Origin of the sequence: Geobacillus thermoleovorans, assembly GCF_001610955.1 — a bacterium.
GTDB classification, from domain to species: Bacteria; Bacillota; Bacilli; order Bacillales; family Anoxybacillaceae; genus Geobacillus; species Geobacillus thermoleovorans.
This window is the reverse complement of sequence record NZ_CP014335.1, coordinates 831485-854083: the sequence shown is the minus strand read 5'-3', so window position 1 is coordinate 854083 and position 22599 is coordinate 831485. Positions and strand designations below refer to the sequence as shown.

General features: G+C 43.5%; 22 protein-coding genes and 1 pseudogene. 8 read left to right on the top strand and 15 right to left on the bottom strand.

Annotated features, from left to right (window positions below; all coding sequences use genetic code 11):
• The first annotated feature begins 44 nt into the window (after positions 1–44).
• Entirely contained in the window at positions 45–1631 is a 1587-nt protein-coding gene (locus GT3570_RS04370) for a multicopper oxidase family protein (RefSeq protein ID WP_011230405.1), read from the top strand.
• A gap of 218 nt (positions 1632–1849) precedes the next feature.
• Here the strand turns inward: GT3570_RS04370 and copZ are convergent, their stop codons facing one another.
• Genes copZ through GT3570_RS04355 form a run of 3 tightly spaced genes read right to left on the bottom strand, consistent with a single transcriptional unit; the run spans position 1850 to position 4800 of the window.
• A complete protein-coding gene (copZ, locus tag GT3570_RS04365; RefSeq protein ID WP_011230404.1) occupies positions 1850–2053 on the bottom strand; it encodes a copper chaperone CopZ in 204 nt (67 codons plus the stop codon).
• A 21-nt stretch (positions 2054–2074) separates the two neighbouring features.
• The gene (locus GT3570_RS04360) at positions 2075–4471 is read right to left on the bottom strand and encodes a heavy metal translocating P-type ATPase (protein ID WP_011230403.1); all 2397 of its coding nucleotides are present in this window, start codon (positions 4469–4471) and stop codon (positions 2075–2077) included.
• 17 nt (positions 4472–4488) lie between these two features.
• Positions 4489–4800, bottom strand: coding sequence for a metal-sensing transcriptional repressor (locus GT3570_RS04355; protein ID WP_011230402.1), 312 nt, complete (start codon positions 4798–4800; stop codon positions 4489–4491).
• A 191-nt stretch (positions 4801–4991) separates the two neighbouring features.
• On the opposite strand from GT3570_RS04355, the gene GT3570_RS04350 reads away from it, so the two are divergent.
• Positions 4992–5699: a cytochrome c biogenesis CcdA family protein gene (locus tag GT3570_RS04350; RefSeq protein ID WP_011230401.1), complete on the top strand. Its 708-nt coding sequence runs from the start codon at positions 4992–4994 to the stop codon at positions 5697–5699.
• A 74-nt stretch (positions 5700–5773) separates the two neighbouring features.
• On the opposite strand, the gene GT3570_RS17790 is transcribed toward GT3570_RS04350, so the two are convergent.
• From GT3570_RS17790 to GT3570_RS04335, 3 genes are all read right to left on the bottom strand, one after another.
• Positions 5774–7012, bottom strand: coding sequence for a TlpA disulfide reductase family protein (locus GT3570_RS17790; RefSeq protein WP_021321435.1), 1239 nt, complete (start codon positions 7010–7012; stop codon positions 5774–5776).
• Between the two features lie 137 nt (positions 7013–7149).
• Positions 7150–7878, bottom strand: a complete 729-nt coding sequence (locus GT3570_RS04340; RefSeq protein ID WP_014195228.1) for an urease accessory protein UreH domain-containing protein — start codon at positions 7876–7878, stop codon at positions 7150–7152.
• 109 nt (positions 7879–7987) lie between these two features.
• Positions 7988–8959: a F510_1955 family glycosylhydrolase gene (locus GT3570_RS04335; RefSeq protein WP_062898483.1), complete on the bottom strand. Its 972-nt coding sequence runs from the start codon at positions 8957–8959 to the stop codon at positions 7988–7990.
• 205 nt (positions 8960–9164) lie between these two features.
• Between GT3570_RS04335 and GT3570_RS04330 the strand changes: the two genes are divergently transcribed.
• Positions 9165–10235: a YncE family protein gene (locus tag GT3570_RS04330; protein WP_062898482.1), complete on the top strand. Its 1071-nt coding sequence runs from the start codon at positions 9165–9167 to the stop codon at positions 10233–10235.
• Positions 10236–10295: 60 nt separating this feature from the next.
• Here the strand turns inward: GT3570_RS04330 and GT3570_RS04325 are convergent, their stop codons facing one another.
• The 4 genes from GT3570_RS04325 to GT3570_RS19015 form a co-directional block, all read right to left on the bottom strand.
• Positions 10296–10796, bottom strand: coding sequence for a QcrA and Rieske domain-containing protein (locus GT3570_RS04325; protein WP_021321438.1), 501 nt, complete (start codon positions 10794–10796; stop codon positions 10296–10298).
• Positions 10797–10858: 62 nt separating this feature from the next.
• Positions 10859–10987 (bottom strand): hypothetical protein, encoded by a 129-nt coding sequence (locus tag GT3570_RS19020; RefSeq protein WP_011230394.1) that lies wholly within the window; start codon positions 10985–10987, stop codon positions 10859–10861.
• A 353-nt stretch (positions 10988–11340) separates the two neighbouring features.
• Complete coding sequence (locus GT3570_RS04320; RefSeq protein WP_062899084.1) at positions 11341–12276, bottom strand: cupredoxin domain-containing protein; 936 nt, start codon at positions 12274–12276, stop codon at positions 11341–11343.
• 371 nt (positions 12277–12647) lie between these two features.
• Positions 12648–12737, bottom strand: coding sequence for a helix-turn-helix domain-containing protein (locus tag GT3570_RS19015; RefSeq protein ID WP_015374211.1), 90 nt, complete (start codon positions 12735–12737; stop codon positions 12648–12650).
• A 228-nt stretch (positions 12738–12965) separates the two neighbouring features.
• Here GT3570_RS19015 and GT3570_RS04315 point away from each other — a divergent pair, with 228 nt between their 5' ends.
• Positions 12966–13931, top strand: a complete 966-nt coding sequence (locus tag GT3570_RS04315) for a multicopper oxidase family protein (RefSeq protein ID WP_021321439.1) — start codon at positions 12966–12968, stop codon at positions 13929–13931.
• Positions 13932–14105: 174 nt separating this feature from the next.
• Positions 14106–14774: a haloacid dehalogenase type II gene (locus tag GT3570_RS04310; protein WP_047817990.1), complete on the top strand. Its 669-nt coding sequence runs from the start codon at positions 14106–14108 to the stop codon at positions 14772–14774.
• A 142-nt stretch (positions 14775–14916) separates the two neighbouring features.
• Here GT3570_RS04310 and GT3570_RS19010 read toward each other — a convergent pair whose 3' ends face one another.
• The gene (locus GT3570_RS19010; RefSeq protein WP_307898963.1) at positions 14917–15048 is read right to left on the bottom strand and encodes a hypothetical protein; all 132 of its coding nucleotides are present in this window, start codon (positions 15046–15048) and stop codon (positions 14917–14919) included.
• A 17-nt stretch (positions 15049–15065) separates the two neighbouring features.
• Here GT3570_RS19010 and GT3570_RS04305 point away from each other — a divergent pair, with 17 nt between their 5' ends.
• Positions 15066–15980, top strand: a complete 915-nt coding sequence (locus GT3570_RS04305; RefSeq protein WP_047817989.1) for a LysR family transcriptional regulator — start codon at positions 15066–15068, stop codon at positions 15978–15980.
• Between the two features lie 47 nt (positions 15981–16027).
• On the opposite strand, the gene GT3570_RS04300 is transcribed toward GT3570_RS04305, so the two are convergent.
• Positions 16028–17050 carry a YeiH family protein gene (locus GT3570_RS04300; RefSeq protein WP_062899083.1) on the bottom strand — a complete coding sequence of 341 codons (1023 nt, stop codon included), beginning with the start codon at positions 17048–17050 and terminating at the stop codon, positions 16028–16030.
• A 354-nt stretch (positions 17051–17404) separates the two neighbouring features.
• Between GT3570_RS04300 and GT3570_RS04295 the strand changes: the two genes are divergently transcribed.
• Positions 17405–17785 carry a hypothetical protein gene (locus GT3570_RS04295; protein ID WP_015374209.1) on the top strand — a complete coding sequence of 127 codons (381 nt, stop codon included), beginning with the start codon at positions 17405–17407 and terminating at the stop codon, positions 17783–17785.
• 320 nt (positions 17786–18105) lie between these two features.
• On the top strand, positions 18106–18360 hold the full coding sequence (locus GT3570_RS04290) for a GlsB/YeaQ/YmgE family stress response membrane protein (RefSeq protein WP_015863924.1): 255 nt from the start codon (positions 18106–18108) through the stop codon (positions 18358–18360).
• 176 nt (positions 18361–18536) lie between these two features.
• On the opposite strand, the gene GT3570_RS04285 is transcribed toward GT3570_RS04290, so the two are convergent.
• The 3 genes and pseudogenes from GT3570_RS04285 to GT3570_RS04275 all read right to left on the bottom strand — a co-directional run bounded on the left by GT3570_RS04285 (position 18537) and on the right by GT3570_RS04275 (position 22317).
• Complete coding sequence (locus GT3570_RS04285; protein WP_318258081.1) at positions 18537–19655, bottom strand: ISL3 family transposase; 1119 nt, start codon at positions 19653–19655, stop codon at positions 18537–18539.
• A 162-nt stretch (positions 19656–19817) separates the two neighbouring features.
• Positions 19818–21956: a heavy metal translocating P-type ATPase gene (locus tag GT3570_RS04280; RefSeq protein ID WP_062898481.1), complete on the bottom strand. Its 2139-nt coding sequence runs from the start codon at positions 21954–21956 to the stop codon at positions 19818–19820.
• Positions 21949–22317 (bottom strand): annotated as a pseudogene (locus tag GT3570_RS04275) (ArsR/SmtB family transcription factor). The gene GT3570_RS04280 and the pseudogene GT3570_RS04275 overlap by 8 nt, the downstream one beginning before the upstream one ends.
• Positions 22318–22599: the final 282 nt, after the last annotated feature.

Sequence of the window (22599 nt, the reverse complement as noted above, 5' to 3'; positions counted from 1 at the left end):
ATATCATTGCATCTCCCACTACAAGCTTAAGGAGGGAAAACGACATGAAAAAATGGCTGCTTGGCGCCATTTTCGCAGGAGTAGCAGCGATTGGCGCAGCTTGCTCAAATCCATCTTCCATGCAGGGACACGACATGTCCGGCATGAATATGGAAAAAGAAAATACTTCCGCTGAAACGAGCAAGCAGCAATTGCCTTTAGCAACCAATACAGAAGTATTATCCGGGAAAGAAATTCACCTTACTGCGAAGGAAGCGTTATTACCCATTAATGGTCAAATCAAACTCCCGGTATACACGTATAATGGATCCGTGCCTGGTGCACAAATCCGCGTGAAGCAAGGAGACAAAGTAAAAATCGTAGTAAAAAATGAATTGCCGGAACCGACAACGATTCACTGGCACGGCTACCCTGTTCCAAATAACCAAGATGGAGTACCGGGTGTCACGATGGACGCCATTAAACCGGGTGAAACGTTTACGTATGAATTTACAGCAACCGTGCCGGGAACGTATTGGTATCATTCCCATCAAAAAAGCGCCGAGCAAGTGGACAAGGGATTATACGGTACATTAATCGTAGAACCGAAAAATGAAGAAAAAGTCGATCGAGATTACACGCTTGTATTAGATGAATGGATGAGCGACCCGGACGCCGAAAGCCATATGGACATGAATATGAGCGGCATGGATCATAGTAATATGAATAATGGAAATAGCTCTGATAATCAACAAATGGATATGAACAGCATGGGACATAATATGAATATGTACGATATTTTCACGATTAACGGAAAAAGCGGGGCTGCTGTCCAACCGTTAAAAGTGAAAAAAGGCGAAAAAGTGCGGCTTCGTCTGATCAATGCAGGGTACATGTCCCACAAGCTTCATTTGCATGGACATGAGTTTAAAATTGTCGCAACGGACGGCCAACCGTTAAAGAACCCGCAACCAATCAAAGATGAACTGTTGAATATCGCTCCGGGTGAGCGCTACGACATTGAGTTTATCGCCAATAACCCGGGTGAATGGCTGCTGGAATGCCACGGCAATATGAAAGGCACCGATGGCATGAAAGTGAAAATTCAATACGAAGGACAAGCAAACAATACGGACAAAGCAAATGCAAAAGAAAACCTCCCTGTCGTGGATATGACAACATATGGAAAATATGAAACAGGTCCATTTACGTTAGACCAAAAATATGATGTAGAGTATACAATGGATTTAGGAACGGCCATGGGCAAAAATGGCATGATTTTCACGATTAATGGGAAAACGTATCCTGACACAGCGCCTATTCATGTGAAGACAGGAGATTTCGTAAAAGTAAAAATCGTGAACAACTCGCCGATGGATGTACATCCGATGCATTTACACGGCCATTTCTTCCAAGTGTTAAGCAAAAACGGCAAGCCGGTCACAGGCTCTCCATTGATAAAGGATTCCTTAAATGTAAACCCTGGTGAAGAATATGTCGTCGCGTTTAAAGCGGATAATCCGGGAAATTGGATGTTCCATTGCCATGACTTGCACCATGCTTCAGCGGGAATGGTGACAGAAGTCAAATATACCGACTACAAATCGGACTATACTCCAGATCCGAATGACACAACCAATAAAGGTGAATAAAAAAGCTGAAGGGGCTGACCCAAAACACAAATGCGTTTTGGGTCAGTCCCTCTTTTTTTCCGCGCCTGTTATTTTCATTATAACATCTCGCTTTCTCGATATTCTTCAAGAAGAGAAAAAACTTTCCCCAGCCGAGCACTCGTTTAGGCGATGACAATGTCCCGTTACGCTCTGGATAAAAAAGTGCCCCGTCATCACTTCGGGGCACCTTCCGTATGTTATTTCACATCATATCCTTGCTCTTCAATCGCTTCTTTCAGTTTTTCTACGCTGACCTTTGTTTCATCATACTCCACATCGACAGTTCCTTCTTGCAAATGCACTTCTACACGGCTGACGCCATCCAACGCTTGAAGGGCATTGGTCACCGCCGCTTTGCAATGTCCGCATGTCATTCCTTGTACTTGTAATGTAATGGTCATCGTCCATTCCTCCTTGAATGTTTATAGTTTCACGCGTTTCAAACGAAGCGCGTTGGCGACAACCGACACAGAGCTGAATGCCATCGCCGCTCCAGCGATCCATGGCTCCAATAATCCGAAAGCGGCGACCGGAATGCCAATCGTATTATAAAACAACGCCCAGAACAGATTTTGCCGAATGTTTTTCATCGTTTGGCGGCTCAACTCAATGGCTTTCGGGATATGGCGCAAATCGCCGCCGACCAAGGTCACATCAGCGGTCTCGATGGCGACATCAGCTCCTGTGCCAATCGCCATCCCAATATCCGCTTTGGCCAGAGCTGGAGCGTCGTTAATCCCATCGCCGACCATCGCCACACGTTTTCCTTGCTTTTGCAATTCCTCGACGATGTTCGCTTTGTTTTCCGGGAGCACCTCGGCGTACACATGCTCAATGCCTACTTCATTGGCGATCGCTTCCGCTGTCCGTTGATTGTCCCCTGTTGCCATATAGACATCGATGCCCATTTGTTTTAATGTTTGAATCGCTTCTTTCGAGCTTTCTTTCACCGTATCCGCGACAGCAATGATGCCGGCAAGCTGTCCATCGATGGCCACGAGCATCACTGTTTTCCCTTGTTTTTCAAGCTCTACCATTTTATCTTCATGCACAGAAATCGCTACAGAGCGTTCCTTCATCAATTTTCGCGTCCCAATAAGGATGCTTTTTCCGTCAATGACAGCTTCAATTCCGTGGCCGGTAATGGCGGAGAAGTGCTCCAATGGCTTCATCGAAATCGCTTGTTTCTTCCCGTATTCAACAATCGCATGAGCCAGCGGATGCTCCGAAGCGCTCTCGGCGGAAACCGCATAATCGAGCATGTCCTCGCGGAAGGCTAGCACATCGGTGACTTCCGGTTTTCCTTTTGTCACGGTTCCTGTTTTATCGAGTAATACGGCATTGATTTTATGCGTTCCCTCTAGGTACTCACCTCCTTTAAAGAGAATTCCTTGTTCTGCCCCTTTTCCTGTACCGACCATAATCGATGTCGGTGTGGCCAAACCGAGCGCACAAGGGCACGCGATGACAAGAACAGCGATGGCCACCTCAAGAGCTTTGGCCAAATCACCCGGCGCAACGAAGAAGTACCAGATTAGAAAGGAAACAACCGCAATTCCGACAACAATCGGTACGAAAATGCCGGAAATGGTATCCGCCATCCGCTGAATCGGGGCTTTCGACCCTTGCGCCTCTTCAACGATTTTAATGATATTGGCCAGCGCGGTATCTTTTCCGACTTTTTCGGCACGAATGGTCAGTACGCCATTCGTATTCATCGTCGCCCCGATCACATAGTCGCCTTCCTTCTTATCAACCGGGATCGATTCACCGGTAATCATCGATTCGTCTACGGAAGAAGCGCCGGAGATGACTGTACCGTCTACCGGAATTTTTTCTCCTGGCTTGACAAGGATCGTATCGCCGATCACCACTTCCTCCAGCGGAACTTTCATTTCTTCCCCATTCCGAATGACGGTCGCTTCCTTCGCCTGCAGGCTGACCAACTTCGAGATTGCTTCGGTTGTCCGCCCTTTCGCAAGCGCTTCAAAGTATTTGCCGACAAGCACAAGCGTAATCAAGACGGCGCTCGTTTCAAAATACAGCCTCGGCATATAGTCAGGATTCCCAAGCGTCCGCCACGCTTCATACAAGCTGTAAAAGTACGCGGCCGATGTCCCCAGCGCCACGAGAACGTCCATGTTGGCGCTTTTGTTGCGCAACGCCCGATACGCCCCGACATAGAAGGGACCGCCGATGTAAAACTGAACGGGTGTAGCTAAAAGAAGCTGGAACCACGGATTCATCAGCCAATGCGGCATCGGCAAGCCGATATCAAACGGCATATGAGCCAGCATCGTATAGAGCAGCGGCAACGATAAGATGATGGAAATGGCGAGTTGCCGTTGTTTTTGTTTCAGCCGCTCTTCTTTCCGACCAGCATGGTCTTGTTCTTCGTTTCGAATTTGCCCCCTGTACCCAAGCTTTTTGATTTTCTCTAAAATGTCTTCGACAGATGTGACACCCTCCTTGTATTCGACCACCGCGCTGTTTGTCGCCAAGTTGACAGCAGCGCTTGTAACACCTTCCATCCGATTTAACCCTTTTTCAATCCGTGTCGCACAGGCCGCACATGTCATTCCTTCAATATCAAGCGTCACTTTTTCTGTCGCAACGCCATACCCCAAATTCTCAATTTTCATTTCGATATCGGCTATATTTTGCTTCGATGGATCATATTTAATCGTTGCTTTTTCCATTGCCAAATTGACATTGGCTTCTACGCCATCCATCTTATTTAATACTTTCTCAATCCGATTGGCGCACGCGGCACATGTCATGCCGGTCACTCTAAGTGTGACATGCTTTTGTTCACTCATAATGCTTCCCACTCCTTTCACTTTGAGAACTGTTTAATGACATCCATTAATTCGCGAATGGATTCTTCTCCACTTCCTTCGCGGATCGCTTTAGACACACAATGGCTGACATGACGTTCTAACAAGTTCAATCCTACTTTATTTAACGCTGCCGTGATCGCTGAAATTTGCACTAAAATATCAATACAATAACGATTGTCCTCCACCATTTTTTGCACACCGCGCACTTGTCCTTCGATGCGCTTCAAGCGCTTGATGATGCTTTCGATTTCCTGTTCCGTTCGTGGAACCATTTTTTTATCCATATTATGATCTTCATAATGGTTCATCAAACATCACCTCTTTTAATTACATTATACCGGTAATGGGTATAAAACGCAACAGAGATACCCTCTACAAATCATGTTCACCACAAAACCGTAATCAATACCTGCGCAGGAAAAAGCCCGCTTTCCACAAAAAATTCACAATTTTATTTTACAGTATCGTTATCAAGATCGAAAAGAGAGGATCGATCAATATGAACGATATCAATATATTTCTAGCTTTCGGAGCGGGATTACTGTCTTTTATATCCCCTTGTTGTTTACCGCTATACCCAGCTTTTTTATCTTACATTACTGGAGTATCCGTTGATGAAATAAAGAAAGAAAATGGGATGCTTCAAAAACGAGCAATACTCCATACATTCTTTTTCTTGCTCGGTTTTTCCGTCATCTTCATCGCTATTGGTTTTGGTACTTCTGTAATAGGAAAACTATTCGTTGATTACCAAGATTTAATCAGACAAATTAGTGCCTTATTCATTGTCTTTTTTGGTCTCGTCATTTTAGGTGTATTTTCACCTTCCTTTATGATGAAAGATAAACGGTTAGTTTTCCGGAACAAGCCTTCCGGTTATTTTGGCTCTATTTTAATTGGCATAGGATTCGCTGCGGGCTGGACTCCCTGCACAGGTCCAATTCTTGTATCAGTGATCGCGTTGGCGGCTACCAAACCGAGTGCAGCCATGTTATATATGTTCGCCTATGTATTAGGGTTTGCCGTGCCTTTTTTCATCATGTCGTTTTTTATCGGCAAGTTAAATTGGATAAAAAAATATAACACTGTCATCGTCAGAGTCGGGGGAATTCTGATGGTTATCATGGGAATTATGCTGTTTTTTGATTGGATGACAAAAATTATCATCTTTTTTACCGATTTGTTTGGAGGATTCACAGGTTTTTAATATCAAAAACATCCCCCTGAGTGGATAGTCACAATTCCTGTCACTTCCACTCAGTGGGAACCATCATTTACCTTTTATTGAATTCCTGAAATCATGCGATCCATCGTTTCATAAGACATAGGACCTACATATTTATTTCTGATAACTCCATTTTTATCAATGATATACGAGGTAGGAATCGTTATTGCACCATATAGATTTCCAATGTCTCCTTGCTCATCAAGCACAACTTTAAATGTGATCCCTTTCGCTTCCACAAAATCGCTCACCGCATTAGAACCTCTTTCGCTATTCGTCAAGTTGACTGCCAAAATTTCTACATTGCTATCTTTATTGTTTTCGTAGAACTTTTGCATTTCCGGCATTTCAGCTCTGCAAGGCGGACACCAAGTAGCCCAAAAATTCAATATCACTGTTTTTCCACGCAAATCAGACAATTTTATTTTATCCCCTGTAATTGAAAGTAATTCAAAATCCGGAGCAACCTCTCCTTTATTCGTGCCGATTTTTCCCCAATCCAATGAAGTAGATAGAACTGATTTTGATTTGACCTTTCCCGCTTCCTGTTGACTGTTAAAAATAGAAGATACAGCAATACTTACCACCATCACACCTAAAGCGAGTTGATTGATTACATTTCCCCGTCCTTTGTTCCTATCCTCAAGAGCCGCTTCTCTTTCTCGCCTCTCTAACCAATATGAAATACATATAAAAACGATAACGAGAGAGCCGTACAACCATACTTCTTTTGATATGATTACTGTATTTACAACATATTTTTTATACAGGGCTAGTTCGAATTGAATGAGATGGAACCATATCAGAAGTTGCAATAAAGTTTTTTGAGTTTTGACTCGTGATGCTACTATAAAAAAACAAATCGCTACTATTGCTTGCAAAATGATGAAATAATTTTGGGAATTTTCCATTACTCGGATCCATGCAAAAGTGCTAAAATAGCCAAAATATACTGGAACCATTGCCCGCGTATAAGAAGCCACAGGAATATTCTGCTTTTTTACGTATAGCCAAGTATAGACCGTGATAAAAACAATCGCCATACTAATGCCAACATATCCCCCATTAAAATAAAGGATTGTCATCGGATTTTGTAAAACTGAATTCGGATGTAAAACGACATAACTAAATTTCCAAATAAGTACACCGTTAATAAAACTGTTCAAAATTAAATCCATGATATTTCGCTCTATTTTTAATACTTTAATACCATAATAAAACATGACATAACTTATCAATAAGCCGCTGATAAGCAAAAGATTTTCGCCCTGAACGACTATATTGCCGAATTGCAATATACATTCCCCCAAAATTCATATTTCTATCGGTATTAGAAAGGATTCTTCTTTGCGACGAAAAAAATACAACTATAACTACATCACCCTAACCATCTTGAAACGTTCTTCCAAACATTGTTACTGCATCATCTTCTTTAAAACCAATAAGTGATGGTATCTAACACGCCAAGCAATACCATCACAATTCCAGCGGTTTGCTGAATGAGCTTCCCTACCCGTCTTCCTTTTTTCATGACAGCACCGCTCAATCCTAAGTACCAAAGGATGAGGATGAAGAAAATAACCGGTACAGAAGTTCCGACGGCAAAGACGCTCGGCAACAACACTCCATAAGACGTTGAGTATACGAGAGGCATTAGAGTAACAAAAAATAGAACAAACATCGTTGGACAAAAAGCCAACGAAAAGCCAAATCCCATGAAAAACGAACCGATTTTTCCTTTTGCCCATCCCTTCGGCACTCTGAACAAAGTGACATTCCAATACATTTTAAAAAGCCCTAACAAATACAAGCCTACGAGAACAAGAATCGGGCCAATCAGCTTTCTTAACCATGGAAAGTATAGTGTCAGTGTACTTTGAATCTCCTTCCCCATCAACCAGACGATCAAGCCTAACCCGGAAAAAGCGATGACCTTTCCGAAAATAAATAAAAGCAGTTCTTTCCAAGCGATCCCCTTTTGCAGAGATTGGTTGCTGTACAACGTGATTGCTCCTAAGTTGCTAGTCAGCTGGCACGGAGCCATCGCTCCGACTATGCCAAGAAGAAACGCTGACAAAACAGGAAGCGCTGTTGTGCTGTTGGCCATATTAAGAAACGGCTGGCTTAGCAGGTTGCTGATTTGGCTTAGGAATGAATACACTCTTCTTCTCACCCTCTCCATCCGTTACTTATATTGTAGCAGTGAATTTTGCAAAAATTATGGAGCGATATATTTTTAGGCAAACAAAAAGACATGCGCCCGCATGTCCCTATATTTCCCCTTCTGATGCTAGTTTTGTCCAACTTCCACCGTTATTTTTTGTCATAAAAATATCCCCGTTCATTGTAACGATCACAATTTCTTTGTCGTTTGCTGGATTAGAAGTTATATACATGATATGATCTTTTTCATCCAATGGCGGAACAGCAAGAACTTCTTCGTGTTTTGTGTCTAATGATTGTTTGATGAGTATAGACTGATCATTCTCTACAGCTGCAAATACAACCGACTTTTCTTGAAACATAAATGTCGTCGTATCAATTTTTCTCGTAAACCGTTCAAACGTATTCCCGTTATCTCTCGAAATGAAAACTCCCTCGGCTGTACTAATCCCGACCATATTTTCATCCGTTGGGTGAGCAGCAATCGTTCTCGCTGCCGTTTGCGGCAGGCCGTTCAACTGACTTGGCGACCACGTTTTGCCGTCGTCTTTACTGTAAAATACCCCTTGTCCAAGCGTTTCATTTTCTTCTTGATTCACCACATAGATGGTATGGCTTTTATAACCAACCGTCATATAATGGAAATCGGACTCTTTATAAAATCCTAAATTCATTAATGTTTGTCCATTATCAAAACTTTTCACAAGACCAAGTGGATTTCCTAACGATGAACCTTCTTCAGGATGTCCCGATGAATAAAAGCCGTCGTCCGTAGCTGAAAAGCCCATATAATCATGTTTATTGGAAACCGTTTCATACCACTTATTGTCTTGGTAAACGAGCAACCCTTCATGAGTAGCAAAGTAAACCGCATTTTGATTGCCTGCATAACCAACTCCATGCAAATGTTCGATCTTCCCTTCCTTTTTTTCTTTAAAGAAAGGATTATTGGTAACAGATACATTAGATTTTGACTGTTCTTTGCTCGTAATAAAAGCCTGTTCTTTTTCGTTGGATGATGAACAGGCGCTTAGAAGAAGAGCGGATGTGATGATGATGACTTTCTTCATTTTTGTCATAGATGTTCATTCCCCTTCATGCATAGTGTAAATCGTCGCATACTTTTATACTTTATCGGATAAATTTGCAGAATGTATGGATTTCAATAAACTGTAACGATTTGAAGATATTTTATTGCTATTGTGAAATTAATCACAGCAACCTCCCCCATTTGCCAATATCATGTCGGTAGACTCAACCTAAAGCAAAAGGAGGAAACCGCTCATGCGCAAAACCGCGATTGTATGGTTATCGTTATTGGCGATGTTGGCGTTTGTTCTCGGGGGGTGCGCAACCAATTCCCCTCAAGACAAAACCGAACCAGAGAAAAATGGGCAGCCAGCCGCCTCTGAACAAACACAAGAAACGAACAAATTCTACTTTACTGCCAACGAAGGCGGAAGCATTTCAAAAATTGATGCGGAAACAAACAAAGTGGTCGGAACGATCAAAGTCGACGGCGCTGTCCACAACGTCCAAGTTTCCCCCGACGGAGCTATTCTCGGCGCTACGTTAGTTCCGGCCATGCACCACGGGCATGATCAGTCGATGGATATGAAAGGAATGGCGTTGTTTTATGATACGGAAACGAATGAATTAATCAAAAAAGTGGAAGTGGGGCACCATCCCGCCCATATCGTGTTTACTGAAAACGGCAAATACGCCCTTGTGACCAATAATGAAGACAATAACGTTTCCGTTATTGATCTGGCGAGCTATTCAGTCATTGAAACCATTCCAACCGGAAAAGGCCCGCACGGGCTTCGCATTTCCAAAGACAGCCAATACGCGTACGTCGCCAACATGGGGGAAGACAGCGTCAGTGTTCTCAACTTGCAAACAATGAAAGAAGAAAAGAAAATCACAGTCGGATCCATCCCTGTCACAACCGGCATTACTTCGGACGGCAAAACGTTAGTCGTAACGTTGAATACCGAAAATGCCTTGGCCATTGTTGACGTAACAAGCGGGAAAGTGGAAAAAGTCCCTGTCGGGCAAGGGCCAGCCCAAGTGTACGTGTCCCCTGACGATACGTTTGCTTATGTCGCCAATCAAGGGACGAAAGAGGCGCCCTCTCATTCTGTAAGCAAGATAAACTTAAAAACGAAACAAGTCGTGGCCACAATTGAAACAGGAAACGGAGCGCATGGGGTCGTCACAAGCCCGGATGGCAAGTATGTTTTCGTTACGAATATGTTCGACAACACCGTGAGCGTCATTGATCAAGAACAAAACAAAGCAATCCAAACGGTTCAAGTAGGCGAAATGCCCAACGGGATCAGCATCATGCCGTAAAGGAAAAAGCAGCAGGTTGGACGTTCCAGCCTGCTGTTTTTTCTGCGGAATAACGGATTTTCATTTTTCCCTTTTCCTCGGGCTCAGTACGGCAATATACACATTGCCATCTTGAATATAAGCGTCAAATGTATCTAACGGTCTTGGCGGTGGCCCCCCTACATTGATACCGTATTCGTCATATTGCCCCGCGTGGCACGGACATAAAAAGCGGATGCCTGTTTTCTGCATGTTCTCCTCAGCATCTCCAACGGTACACCCTAGATGGGTGCAAATCGGGGACATAATGAGTAAAGAACCATCTTCATTTTTGTTAATGTAGACAAACCCTTCCCTTTCCTGTTTGGTCCATGCATCTTTTATGGTGACTTTATACGGCACCTTTTTAGGGAATTCTCCCTTTTCTAATTCGCTTAGAGGACCGAGATTGGCCATTGAACTTGTATTGACCGTTTTCTTATCGTTGCTGCAGGCAGCCAGTCCTGCAGGCAATACCGAAACAGCCAGCAGTCCAGCCGCCCCCTTTAACGACCTGCTAAGAAACTCTCGTCGATTCAACATAAGATTTCCCCTCCTTGCCTCCTCTAATAGTAGGGAGGTGCGTGAAATAAGAGGCGAATCGATCAGCGTTTATCGCGCAATGCGAGTTTTACTGCAAAATACACTACCAATCCAATGGCAAGCAAATTAAGAAACCAGCCGAGAATGCCAAACCCCATCATCCCCCAGCCACTCATCATCCCGCTCATCATCCTCATCACCTCCTGCATGATCTAAAAATAATTCTCACCTATCGCTAACCATTTATGTCATAATTTCGCCTGACTTGAATGAAAAATCTAATTGGAACTCCAAGCACCCTTTTCCGCATCTTTAGCATTTGCCAATACTCCCATTCACACTTGATGCAGCCCAAAATTGATCCACAACGTTTTCATCATCTCCCCTTTTGCTTTACTTTCAGAATAGAGAAAAAGTGTGGAGAAAATATTGATAAAAAACTACAAATATTTGTCAAGGCTTTCACAAAAGTTCATTTCCCTTTTGGTCGCCACGCCTTCTATTGGTCAAAACAAATGCCGAGAAGGTCTGGGCAGCCATCATCTTATGAAACTTTCGCAAATCCAACCATACCAGATTCTTTATGCCCTGGAACCGTACAATAAAATCGAAACACACCGCTTTCGATTGGTATGAACGTCACCTCGGCTGTTTTCCCCGGCAAGGAATGAACATGAATGTCCGCATTTTCTGCATGGTTTCCATGGTCATTCTGTTGTAACAAAATCTTCATATTTTCGAATTCGATATCGTGTTCCATTTGACCGCTATTTTTCAGAATTAAGGTAACAGGCTGTCCTACAGTCAGTTGCAAACTCTCAGGAAAGTAATAAAATTCAGTCGCTTCAATCACTACCTTTTTCCCCTTTGTTTCGATGCTTAACGGAGATGCAGTTTGGTTGTGGTCCTCCATAAAATGGTTCATAGGCGGATTCGTTATCGGAAGATTAGAAGATCGAGAAAATTCATTATATAAATGGTTATACAAATAGAAAAACAGCGGAAGGACGATTGCTAACCATAGCGGGTTATGGAATAGTTTATTTATCAAAAACGCACGGTTAAAACCCGTTTCTTGTTGAAGCATGTATAGAACAATACAAGCCATTCCAACAAATAGAACAAGCATGATGTGAACCGTAGAATCCCGATATTCAGGCGCAATCATTTCTCCTAACATCGCTCCCATCATGCCGCCCATGACTCCTGATAAAACACCGTCGATGATGGCCATGATGCTAATCGGCATCCCAGCTAAAAATCCAGCTAAAAACCCGAAAGCCATTCCTAAAATGGTTGACAAAAAGAGATTGCCGTTGTAAGAAATCCCAGCCAGCAGGCCGCCTGTCAGCCCAACCAACATTCCTAACGCCATCGCCGCCATCATTCCAGCCATGCATGTGATTTTCTTCCTTTTGATAAAGATGAAAGCAATCACAATGAAAGACAAAACCGCCACGATTCCCCCAGTGAATAACATCGGCAACGGATGATCCCTCCTGCAAATGTTTATTTGTACACATATATGTGTGCAAATAACAGGTTAGTCCATGTCAGTGAACATACCGGCTGAGTTTGAACGAAAACAGAGGGCGTGTCATCCGATTACAGCTTTTTGTATTACACCTGCATGTATTCTGTTCTTGAACGCTCTCCCACCTACGCTTAGAGGTGGGAGATTCTTGGGAACACCCGCCCCACGGCAGGCTGTCAACCAAGCCATCCCCGTGCGTCCCACGGTTCAGCTGCCTTACAAAGACAGCAAACGAAGCCCCTCATTTTGGAACACTCTTTGCAGCCAAGCCCCGCCCCTGTTGTTTCATACGCTTGATTCCACTCGGCCAAAAGACTTTACACAAACCGGCAGCACCCAATCGTTTGGTTGATGAGCTCCGCTTGTTTTCGGGTGGGATCCAACCGAAACCGATAGGCTCTATGCATGACCTTCCCTCCTATTTTAGGGAACGTTTGTTCTGTTCGTGCCCATTTTATACCTTTTGTTCTTTTGATGCAAGAGGAAGATCGATGAGGGAAGACACCGATTCATCCCCTACTGACGCTCACGCGTGGAAGTGGAGGTCTTCTCGGTTCGGGATGATCAAACGACTATCCACACATGCCGCAGCATATGATGAAATTGTGATACCTTCTCTAAAGGGGGAAGAGGGAATGCATGGTTACTTGCCGGGAAATCCTCAAACGCCTATTATCACGCCCAATGTAAAAGATGCGCCATTTCGGGTTCTCAAAAACGGGGTAAAACAATTTCACTTGCGGGCGGAACCGGTCGTGCATGAGTTGGTAAACGGAATTAAAATCCGCGGGTATGGATACAACGGAAGTATTCCCGGGCCGACGATTCTTGTCAATCAAGGGGACTATGTTCAAATTACAGTCGAAAACCGTTTGCCAGAAGCGACATCCGTCCATTGGCACGGATTAATTGTTTCCAACCGAATGGACGGCGTACCCGGCCCTGGGGGCAGCCCGATTATCCAACCGGGGGAAAGTTTTACGTATGAATTTCGCATCCAACAGTCAGGAACGTTTATGTACCACAGCCATGTCCATGATGCAAAACAAGAGTTAATGGGATTAGCAGGCATGCTTATTTCGCGCGGCATATACGAAGAACCTGTGGACCGCGATTATGTTCTGTTGCTTCAAGAGTGGGCTGTGCAGATGGAGATGCGTCAGCAAACTAGCAGCCATCCAATGAATGATCACCCTTCCAAACGATCGGCTTCAAATATATATGACATCGATCCAATGTCAATGATGTTTAATTTTTTCACAATTAACGGCAAAGCCTATCCTGATACCGCTCCTTTATTTGTCCGATATGGCGAGCGCGTCCGTATTCGCCTTGGCAATTTAAGTATGGATTCTCATCCGATGCATTTTCACGGGCATGAGTTTAGTGTCACCGCGGTTGACGGAAATCCGATTCCTATGATGGCAAGATTAAAACGAAACACGATTAATGTAGCGCCAGGAGAAACATGGAACATCGAATTTTTGGCCAACAATCCGGGAAATTGGGTCTTTCACTGTCATAAACCTCACCATACAACGAACGCACATGCAATGGAGGGAATGGGCGGCATGCTTACGATAGTCCGCTATGCGAAATAGATGAGCATTCAAGAAAAAACGGCATCGCTGCCGTTTTTTCTTCTCTTTTCGTGAAACACTCGAAACGCGCAACGTTGATCTGCAAAGCAAAAACGTAGTAAAATGAACAATAAACATTTCGACGCAGACACCTGTTTTTCAATTTTCTGGCAAAATGAGAGGGGGGAAACGAATTTGGCTGCGATTAAAGCCATTGTATTTGATGCCTACGGCACGTTGTTTGATGTACACACAGTCGTGGAAAAATGCGAGAAGTATTTCCCGACGAAAGGAAGAATGATCAGCGAAATATGGCGGCAAAAACAGTTAGAATATACTTGGTTGCGTTCACTGATGGGAAGATACGAAGATTTTTGGCGCGTCACTGAAGACGCTTTAACATTCGCCTTAAAGCAGCTCGGATTGGAGACGACCATGGACGTTCGCACTGATATTCTCCACACGTATCTCTCTTTAAAACCGTATCGTGAAGTTCCGGATTTATTAAAACAACTCAGCCGTGCTTATACGTTAGCCATCCTTTCAAATGGTTCACCAAACATGTTACATGCCGTAATTCAAAACGCCGAGTTAAGCGATTGTTTTTCCTATGTGATTAGCGTAGACGAACGAAAAACATTTAAACCTTCCATGGAAGTTTATCAACTGGCGCCGGCCAAACTGGGCATTCCTAAAGAAGAGACATTATTTGTATCATCCAATTCATGGGATGCAGCAGGGGCGAAAGTGTTCGGATTTCAAGTCTGCTGGCTCAACCGTTTTCATCAAACGTTTGATGAGTTAGATAGCCGTCCCGATTTCATTGTCAATGATTTAGAAGAACTCGCGGATCATCTAACGTAAATGCTTCGTCGCTTTCGCGCACTGCTCTTTCGCTACAAACATCATTGAACTTCAGCAGTCGAGTATTCAATCAGGCGTTTTAAAATAGCAAAACTACGAAAGATATAACACTTGCACTGAAAAGAAAAACCGAACGGCGCGCTCACCGTTCGCGATGCGTATGAATCCATTGCACAAACCGTTCGATCACTTGATCCAAAAAGTCGATGGTTGCCGCATCTAATCGATTGGCGTTAACCGAAACGCATGATAAACTAAGCGTATATTCAAACAAAGTTTGGAGGGACAACCTTGGATCAGTTGCTATACGTGTTCGTAAAAGTAGTGGAAAAAGGAAACTTCACGAAAGCAGCTGAGGAGCTGCATATGACACAGCCTGCTGTCAGCCAGCACATCCAAACGCTAGAGCGATTATTCGATACGAAACTTCTGGACAGGACAAACAAGTACGTCAAATTGAATAAAGCCGGCGAAATTGTTTATCACTATGCGAAAGAAATACTCGGACTGTATACACGCATGAATCAACTGCTTGATGATTTAATGAATCGAGCCAGCGGGGAGCTGTCGATTGGGGCCAGCTACACGTATGGCGAGTATGTTCTTCCACAGATGATCGCAAAATTGCATCAACACTATCCACTCATCAAACCAACCATCACGATCGGGAACTCGAATGAAATTGTTGAAATGGTGCGCGACCATCAGCTGGATGTGGGGATTATCGAAATGGATATCGAACCGAAAAATGTATATATTGAACCATTTGCCAAAGATCAAATGGTTGTCGTTGCTTCTGCTCATCATCCGTATGCCCAAAAAGAGACGGTGCAGATGGAAGACCTCCGCAACGCCACATGGATTGTTCGCGAAACAGGATCTGGAACAAGAAAAGCAACGGACGAATTTTTTCTCAAACACAACTTCTTTCCGTCTTCAATCATGGAATTCGGCAGTACACAGCTCATTAAAGAAGCGGTAGAAGCTGGTTTGGGGCTGACCTTTCTCTCTCTCTGGACGATAAAAAAAGAACTTTCATTTGGTACGTTAAAAATCATCCCGATCAATGATGAACCATTTTTTCGCCACTTTTCTCTCGTTACACCGAAAACTCCGTTTTATACAAAAGCCATGGAAGTGTTTTTAACCATAGTACGTACTCACCAACCTTCAATCAGCCATTCACCACAACCACCATCTCCCTAATAAAAAGACGACCGGCAGCGTTTGCGGGCCGTCTTTTTCCTTGAACGTTAAGCGATAAAAAAAGATAAAAAAGACAATAAAAGAGACACAATACACATGGCAAGAAGAGGACGCAATCCGTTTGTCCGCAATTTTCGCAAATCAACATTCAATCCAAGGCCGACCATCGCCGCCGTCAAAAGAAATGAGGTGAAGGAAGAGATATAGCTTAAGACGTTTTGAGAAACAAGAATGGCGTTTCCAAGCACATAACTACCAAGTAAACTCATCATTATAAATCCAAGCAAAAACCAAGGAAATTCTACTTTCGTTTCTCCCCCCTCCTGGCCATCGTCTTTTTTTCTTCTCCAATAAATGAGGGCAAAACTGAGCGGCACAAGCCAAAGCACTCTTCCTAACTTTGCCAGCAACGCCATAGCCAATGCATCCTGCCCAGCTGGAGCGCCCGCTAACGCGACGTGGGCAATTTCATGCAAACTCATCCCGCTCCAAATACCGTAATGTAAAGATGAAATGGGCAAAACAGGACGAATCAGTGTATACGCGATCGAGAACACCGTGCCGACAAGTGCAATCATTCCAACCGAGATAGCCGTTTCGTCGTCGTTCGATTTTAAAATGGGAGAAACGGCGGCAATCGCGGCCGCCCCGCATACCCCTGTTCCAATGCCCAGCAATAAGGATAAAGAAGGACTTGCTTTCAACACGTTTCCAACCCAAATAGTCATTAGAATGGCAAACACAATGACCGCCGCATCACGAATGACAAGCCCCCATCCTTGATGAATCAAAACATCCATATTCAACTTTAGACCAAATAACATAATGGCCAATCGCAACAAATATTTTGAAACAAATTGGATGCCCGGTCGAATCGCTTCTGGATAACCAAACAGCTGCCGATACATCACAGCAAGCAAAATGGCACAAGCGAGCGGACCTAAATGATCCAGTCCAGGTATGGATGCCAATGCCATTCCAACGGCGGCCACCAAAAACGTAAAGGCCACTCCTCCTAACCAAAAACGTTTACTTTTTTCATGGGCAGTCGAATATTGCCAAGCATTCATATTTTGATTCTCCACTCGAATCCCCCCTATTGGTATCACATAACTGTTTTTATCATATGTCCCTTCCATCAATAAGTAAAATAATAGTTTATTATTTTTATAATAAGAAATCACTTATTATAAATCCCTAAAAGTGATAAACGAGAAACTAATATTTTGATTAACGAAGAGGCAGATCCACCCGTTCCCTCAAAACGCCGCCATGATCATTGACATGAACTTTCCAACCTCACCCACGACGCCGCAACTCGAGCCAACGATCAATCAAATGAAAACGGAGAAAAAGCTTGTTCAAAACATAGTTTTCTTTCCCTGCTCCACGTTGTATAATCAAAAAAGAGGAGGTGAACAAGCATGGAACGCGATACCATCGTGAAAGAAGTAGTCGAGGCGCTGAAAATGTTTTCCCACGACATCCGCACCCAAATTGACGAAATGGGAAGCCAACTACGAGCAGAAATCCAAGACACAGCTAACCAACTGAGAGCAGAAATGCAAGACATGGCTAACCAATTGAGAGCGGAGATGCAAGACACAGCCAACCAATTGAGAGCGGAAATGCAACAATTTCGCGCCGAGGTGAACGAGCGGTTTGACCGACTCGAGCAAAAATTCGCCGGCTTGCGTGTGGAGCTGACAGAAACGCAAGAAACCGTCCATTTCCTCGCGTCCAAAACCATCCAGCATGAGAAAAAACTCCACCATCTTGCCAAGCAACTTGAATTCCTTCGCTAGTTTTCCTTCATCGGAAAGCCGCGTTTGACTGCGAGTCAAGCGCGGCTTTGATTTTTGCATCTCGTCTTCTTCGATCCCGATCAAATCCCTCCTGCCCGGCCGCGCACGAAGATGGAAGAGAAGCTGGCGATTTATCCGTCATCATGAACACAATGGTTTCCAATACGCAGCCAAAACTCTGCCCCCGGACAAAACGCCAAAAACAGAGAACGCGTGCTGATAAAGTATGATGGGGCTTTTGCGTGCATAATTGCTGCTCCTTTTGACGCACAATATAAATACGAAAGAATCCTTTTCATGATTTGAGGGAGGAATCATCCATGTCATTTTTGTGGAGCTTGATTGTCGGGGGCGTCATCGGTTGGCTCGCAGGTCTTCTAACAGGCCGCGATATTCCCGGCGGAATCATCGGCAACATCATCGCTGGGTTCATCGGCGCTTGGCTTGGCACAGCGCTGCTCGGCAACTGGGGGCCGACCATCGGCGGATTTGACATCATCCCCGCGCTGATCGGTTCCGTTATCCTCATTTTGCTTGCAAGTTTTGTCATTCGCAGATTGCATAGGGCGGCGTGATTCCATAACCCTTGAGATCGCAATGGATTCCGCTTATGCAAGGCTCAGAGCGCAATCTTTCATCTCCAAATTCATGCTCACACATGAAGGAACCGGGCTCTTCTCAGCCCGGTTTTTAAAGTTCGTTACTTAGTTCGATATAATTGGTTCATCTCCAAAAGATGTACTTGCACCTGTCATGAAAGTATGTTAGCTGTTTCCAGCCGAACCCGCAGTGCAAAACGCTGGATATTTCGGTATCCGTATCCCCGACGTTTCATCAGCTTGATCTTGTTATTCGTTCCCTCCATCTTCCCATTCGAATAATGGGATAAAATGCACGATATCATTTCGTCTGTTCGTTTGACGAGTGATTTTGCGATGGCACGAACAACGGAACAAGGACAAAACAAATACCGATGAATCCAAGCCTTCAAGCGTCGTTTCGCCTGTTGCTCATCTTTGCTTTTGAACACATAGCGAACATGTTGGAGCGATTGGTAAACAGACTTTAAGTAATCGCTTTCATTACACCATTCTCGTATGATTTGACGTTCTTCCTCCGTCAATTTCTCTGGGCATTGGCTCAATAAACGGCAAACGTAACGAACATTTCCGTGTTTCTTGCCTCCTTTGCCCAAATATTTGCGACAACGTTCTAAAGCATCGGTAAACAGCTGAATGACATGGAAATAGTCGACGACATGTGTCGCCTCTGGGCAAACCCGTTGAATCGCTTTTTTCATCGCTGGAGCCAAGTCACTCACGACATACTGAACGGAACGAGATACATGAGCCAATGCATCCTCGTTCTTTCCTGCTTCCATGGCATACACTTCTCCCGTTTCGGCATCCATGATCGCCACTCCATAGTCGTGCCCTTTTCGAAAAGCAAACTCATCGACACAAACCGCCTTTGGTTGGACGTCATTCGATAGGAAGGAAGGGGCATGGGTATAAAACCATCGTTCAACGGTCGTGTAAGGAAGCTTGAGCATACGAGCCACCGCCTGAATGAATGTTCCGATGCAAGATTGCGCGACCCATCGCTGAAAAGCATCCGTCGCCACACTTCGAGGAGAGATGGCTGGATACGACGTGCTGAACGTCACGCCACACGTGCTACAACGTCTGCGCTCGACAGGAAGTTCGATCCAAAAAATTCCGATTCGCTGAGCATAGCCATGCATCCATTGCTTCTTTTTGTCTGTCATTTTGATCGTGCGCTTCAAGCAGACAGGACATAACGGGCATTGTTCGGGTAGAGAAAGTTCGAAAATCCAACGTTCCCCTTCTTTTCGCACCTTTTGAATCAAAACATCTGGTCAATCGATGAGTTCTTTGATAAACTGAGAGTACATGCGAATTTCCCTCCATGGTTTGGTTTGGTCACCTTTACCATACAGGAAAATTCGCATTTTTTGTACCCTCTATGCACACCTACCTTAAATGATCAAGTACAACTTGTGGTGAAGAGCCTATTCTTTAACTTTTAGCAATCGCATGCTGTTTAATGTTACGATTAATGTTGCTCCCATATCGGCAAATATCGCTAACCATAGCGTTAACCAACCAGGCACAATTAACAGTAATGACAATGCCTTAATCCCTAAAGAGAAAGTAATGTTTTGCTTAATAATCGCTAAAGCTTTGCGGCTCAATTTAATCGTATATGGCAATTTGCTTAAATCATCAGACATTAAGACAATATCGGCTGTTTCTAGGGCTGTATCGGTTCCAGCACCACCCATTGCCACACCAACGGTTGAAGCTGCAAGAGCTGGTGCATCGTTCACACCATCTCCAACCATCGCCACGCTTTGATGCTTGTCACGAAGCTCTTTGATGAAATTCAGTTTATCTTCTGGAAGTAAATCGGCTTTAATATCGGAAACGCCGACTTGTTTTCCGATGGCTTCGGCTGTTCTTTGGTTATCCCCTGTCAACATTACCGTTTTTTCAATACCGACTTGATGAAGTTTTCGAATAACCTCTTTGGATGATTCTCTTATTTCGTCTGCCACGGCAATTAACGCCAGAATTTCTTTTTCCGTTCCTAACGCCATGACCGTTTTCCCTTGTGTTTGAAGGGTTGTAATTTGTTCTTTTATTTCTGATTGGATGCCATTTGGAAGAAGTTCTTCAAAAAGACCTGGACTTCCGACATAATACATTGCGTTATTTACTTTGGCTTTGACCCCTTTACCTGTAATGGATTGGAATTCTTCAACAGATAAATCATTAAAATTCAATCCATCTTCTTCTGCTTTTCTTATAATGGCGGAAGCAAGTGGATGTTGTGAGCCTTTTTCAATGGCTGCTGTAATGGTCATTAGTTCATTTTCATCGCCATTATAAGTGACCACATCGGTGACGGAAGGAACACCTTTTGTTAATGTTCCTGTTTTATCAAAAGCGATGACTTTTAGAGATCCTGCTTCTTCTAAATAGATGCCACCTTTAATTAACACCCCGTTTTTCGCTGCATTTCCAATGGCGGTTACAATCGCAACAGGAGTGGAAATGACCAGCGCACACGGACAACCAACCACTAATACAGCTAGACCCCGATAAATCCATTCGCTCCAATCAGCACCCATAAATAATGGCGGAATAACGGCTAGTAAAAGAGCAAAAATGATAATGGCTGGTGTATAGTATTTGGCAAAACGATCTACAAACGCTTGAGAAGGCGCTCGTTCTGCTTGAGCTTCTTCCACTAAATGGATGATTTTCGAAAGGGTTGTATCTTCCACTCGTTTTGTCACTTTTACTTCCAATAAACCTTCTTCATTCAATGTTCCTGCAAAAACTTCATCACCAACTGTTTTCGCTACGGGAACACTTTCCCCTGTAATGGCAGCCTGATTTAATGTAGATGTACCCTTGATGATGATTCCATCCATCGCTAATTTCTGACCAGGCTTTACGATCATAATATCTCCGACTTGAATATCGTCAACAGGGACCATCATTTCTTCATTTCCGCGACGAATTAATGCTTCTTTTGGAGCAATATCCATCAACGATTCAATGGATTGACGAGCTTTATCCATGGAATAACGCTCTAAGGCTTCGCTAATGGCGAATAGAATAACAACCGTTGCACCTTCTCCCCATTCACCAATCGCTGCAGCTCCTAAAATCGCCACTGTCATCAGCGTATTCATATCAAAATTCAATCGAACTAGGTTTTTGAAACCTTTTATAAATAACGAATATCCACCGATTAAAATTGCTGCAGCATATCCAATTGTCGCAAAGATATGCTCTTCTCCGTATTGCTTCCCTAAAAACCAACTGATCACAAGCAAAACGGCGGAAATATACACTTTAATGTTCTCTTTTTGCTTCCAAAAAGGTTCACGCTTGACTGATTTTTCTTTATCTTCCCGAACCTTTAAGTTTTCAAAAGCTCCTGCTTTTTCTAATTCTTCGATGGTTGTTGTACCCCAAACGGTAATTTTAGATGCTCCAAAGTTTACTTTAGCATCTTGAACACCTGGCAATGATTTTACATTATTTTCAAACTTTGCCGCACAGTTTGCACAAGTAAATCCTTGAACACGGTAGGTTTTCGCTTCTGATTTAGATAATTTTGCTTGTTGTTCAGACACGGACTTTCACCTCTTTCTCATGTACTAACGCAATCATGATTAACTGCTTAATATGGTCATCATCCAGCGAATAAAATGCTAGCTTTCCTTCTTTTCGATACTTTACAATCCCTTGTTTATAAAGAGTCCGTAAATGATGGGAAGTGGTTGCAACAGAAGCCCCAATGATATTGGCAATATCACATACACATAACTCTTTATCTTAGCAAAGTGAATAGACAGTTTTTGCCCTATTTTCATCTGCCAGTGCTTTAAACAACAGGACAACACTGGATATATCTTCTTTTTGCAATTCCCCTTGTATTCGATTGACTTTTTCTTCGTCATAACAATAAATTTCACATGTATCTTTCTTACTCATTCATTATCCCCCTTTCATATTCAAATTTCCGTTTGAATATATTATACCCCATTTCTTTTATTATTCAAACCCGTGGTGCTAGATAAACTTGAGCAAGCATAAAAATAGCCCTTGCTGGCGAATCTCCTGTAGAATGAAAGTGCGACCTACCATTCGAAAGGAGAATCCCCATGCAAGAGCACTTTCATTTTACTACAGATCGAGCCAAGATTCAAAAGCAATATGCCGCCAGAGTCAGTCAAGACTTTGTGGAGAACATTTTTTCGGTTCACTACGGGTGTT

What these genes read in the sequence shown, in the direction of transcription:
- GT3570_RS04370 (WP_011230405.1), top strand. Translation starts at nt 45, where the DNA reads ATGAAAAAATGGCTGCTTGGCGCCATTTTCGCAGGAGTAGCAGCGATT.
- copZ (WP_011230404.1), bottom strand. Translation starts at nt 2,053, where the DNA reads ATGACCATTACATTACAAGTACAAGGAATGACATGCGGACATTGCAAA.
- GT3570_RS04360 (WP_011230403.1), bottom strand. Translation starts at nt 4,471, where the DNA reads ATGAGTGAACAAAAGCATGTCACACTTAGAGTGACCGGCATGACATGT.
- GT3570_RS04355 (WP_011230402.1), bottom strand. Translation starts at nt 4,800, where the DNA reads ATGAACCATTATGAAGATCATAATATGGATAAAAAAATGGTTCCACGA.
- GT3570_RS04350 (WP_011230401.1), top strand. Translation starts at nt 4,992, where the DNA reads ATGAACGATATCAATATATTTCTAGCTTTCGGAGCGGGATTACTGTCT.
- GT3570_RS04335 (WP_062898483.1), bottom strand. Translation starts at nt 8,959, where the DNA reads ATGACAAAAATGAAGAAAGTCATCATCATCACATCCGCTCTTCTTCTA.
- GT3570_RS04330 (WP_062898482.1), top strand. Translation starts at nt 9,165, where the DNA reads ATGCGCAAAACCGCGATTGTATGGTTATCGTTATTGGCGATGTTGGCG.
- GT3570_RS04325 (WP_021321438.1), bottom strand. Translation starts at nt 10,796, where the DNA reads ATGTTGAATCGACGAGAGTTTCTTAGCAGGTCGTTAAAGGGGGCGGCT.
- GT3570_RS19020 (WP_011230394.1), bottom strand. Translation starts at nt 10,987, where the DNA reads ATGATGAGCGGGATGATGAGTGGCTGGGGGATGATGGGGTTTGGCATT.
- GT3570_RS04320 (WP_062899084.1), bottom strand. Translation starts at nt 12,276, where the DNA reads ATGTTATTCACTGGGGGAATCGTGGCGGTTTTGTCTTTCATTGTGATT.
- GT3570_RS19015 (WP_015374211.1), bottom strand. Translation starts at nt 12,737, where the DNA reads ATGCATAGAGCCTATCGGTTTCGGTTGGATCCCACCCGAAAACAAGCG.
- GT3570_RS04315 (WP_021321439.1), top strand. Translation starts at nt 12,966, where the DNA reads ATGCATGGTTACTTGCCGGGAAATCCTCAAACGCCTATTATCACGCCC.
- GT3570_RS04300 (WP_062899083.1), bottom strand. Translation starts at nt 17,050, where the DNA reads ATGAATGCTTGGCAATATTCGACTGCCCATGAAAAAAGTAAACGTTTT.
- GT3570_RS04295 (WP_015374209.1), top strand. Translation starts at nt 17,405, where the DNA reads ATGGAACGCGATACCATCGTGAAAGAAGTAGTCGAGGCGCTGAAAATG.
- GT3570_RS04290 (WP_015863924.1), top strand. Translation starts at nt 18,106, where the DNA reads ATGTCATTTTTGTGGAGCTTGATTGTCGGGGGCGTCATCGGTTGGCTC.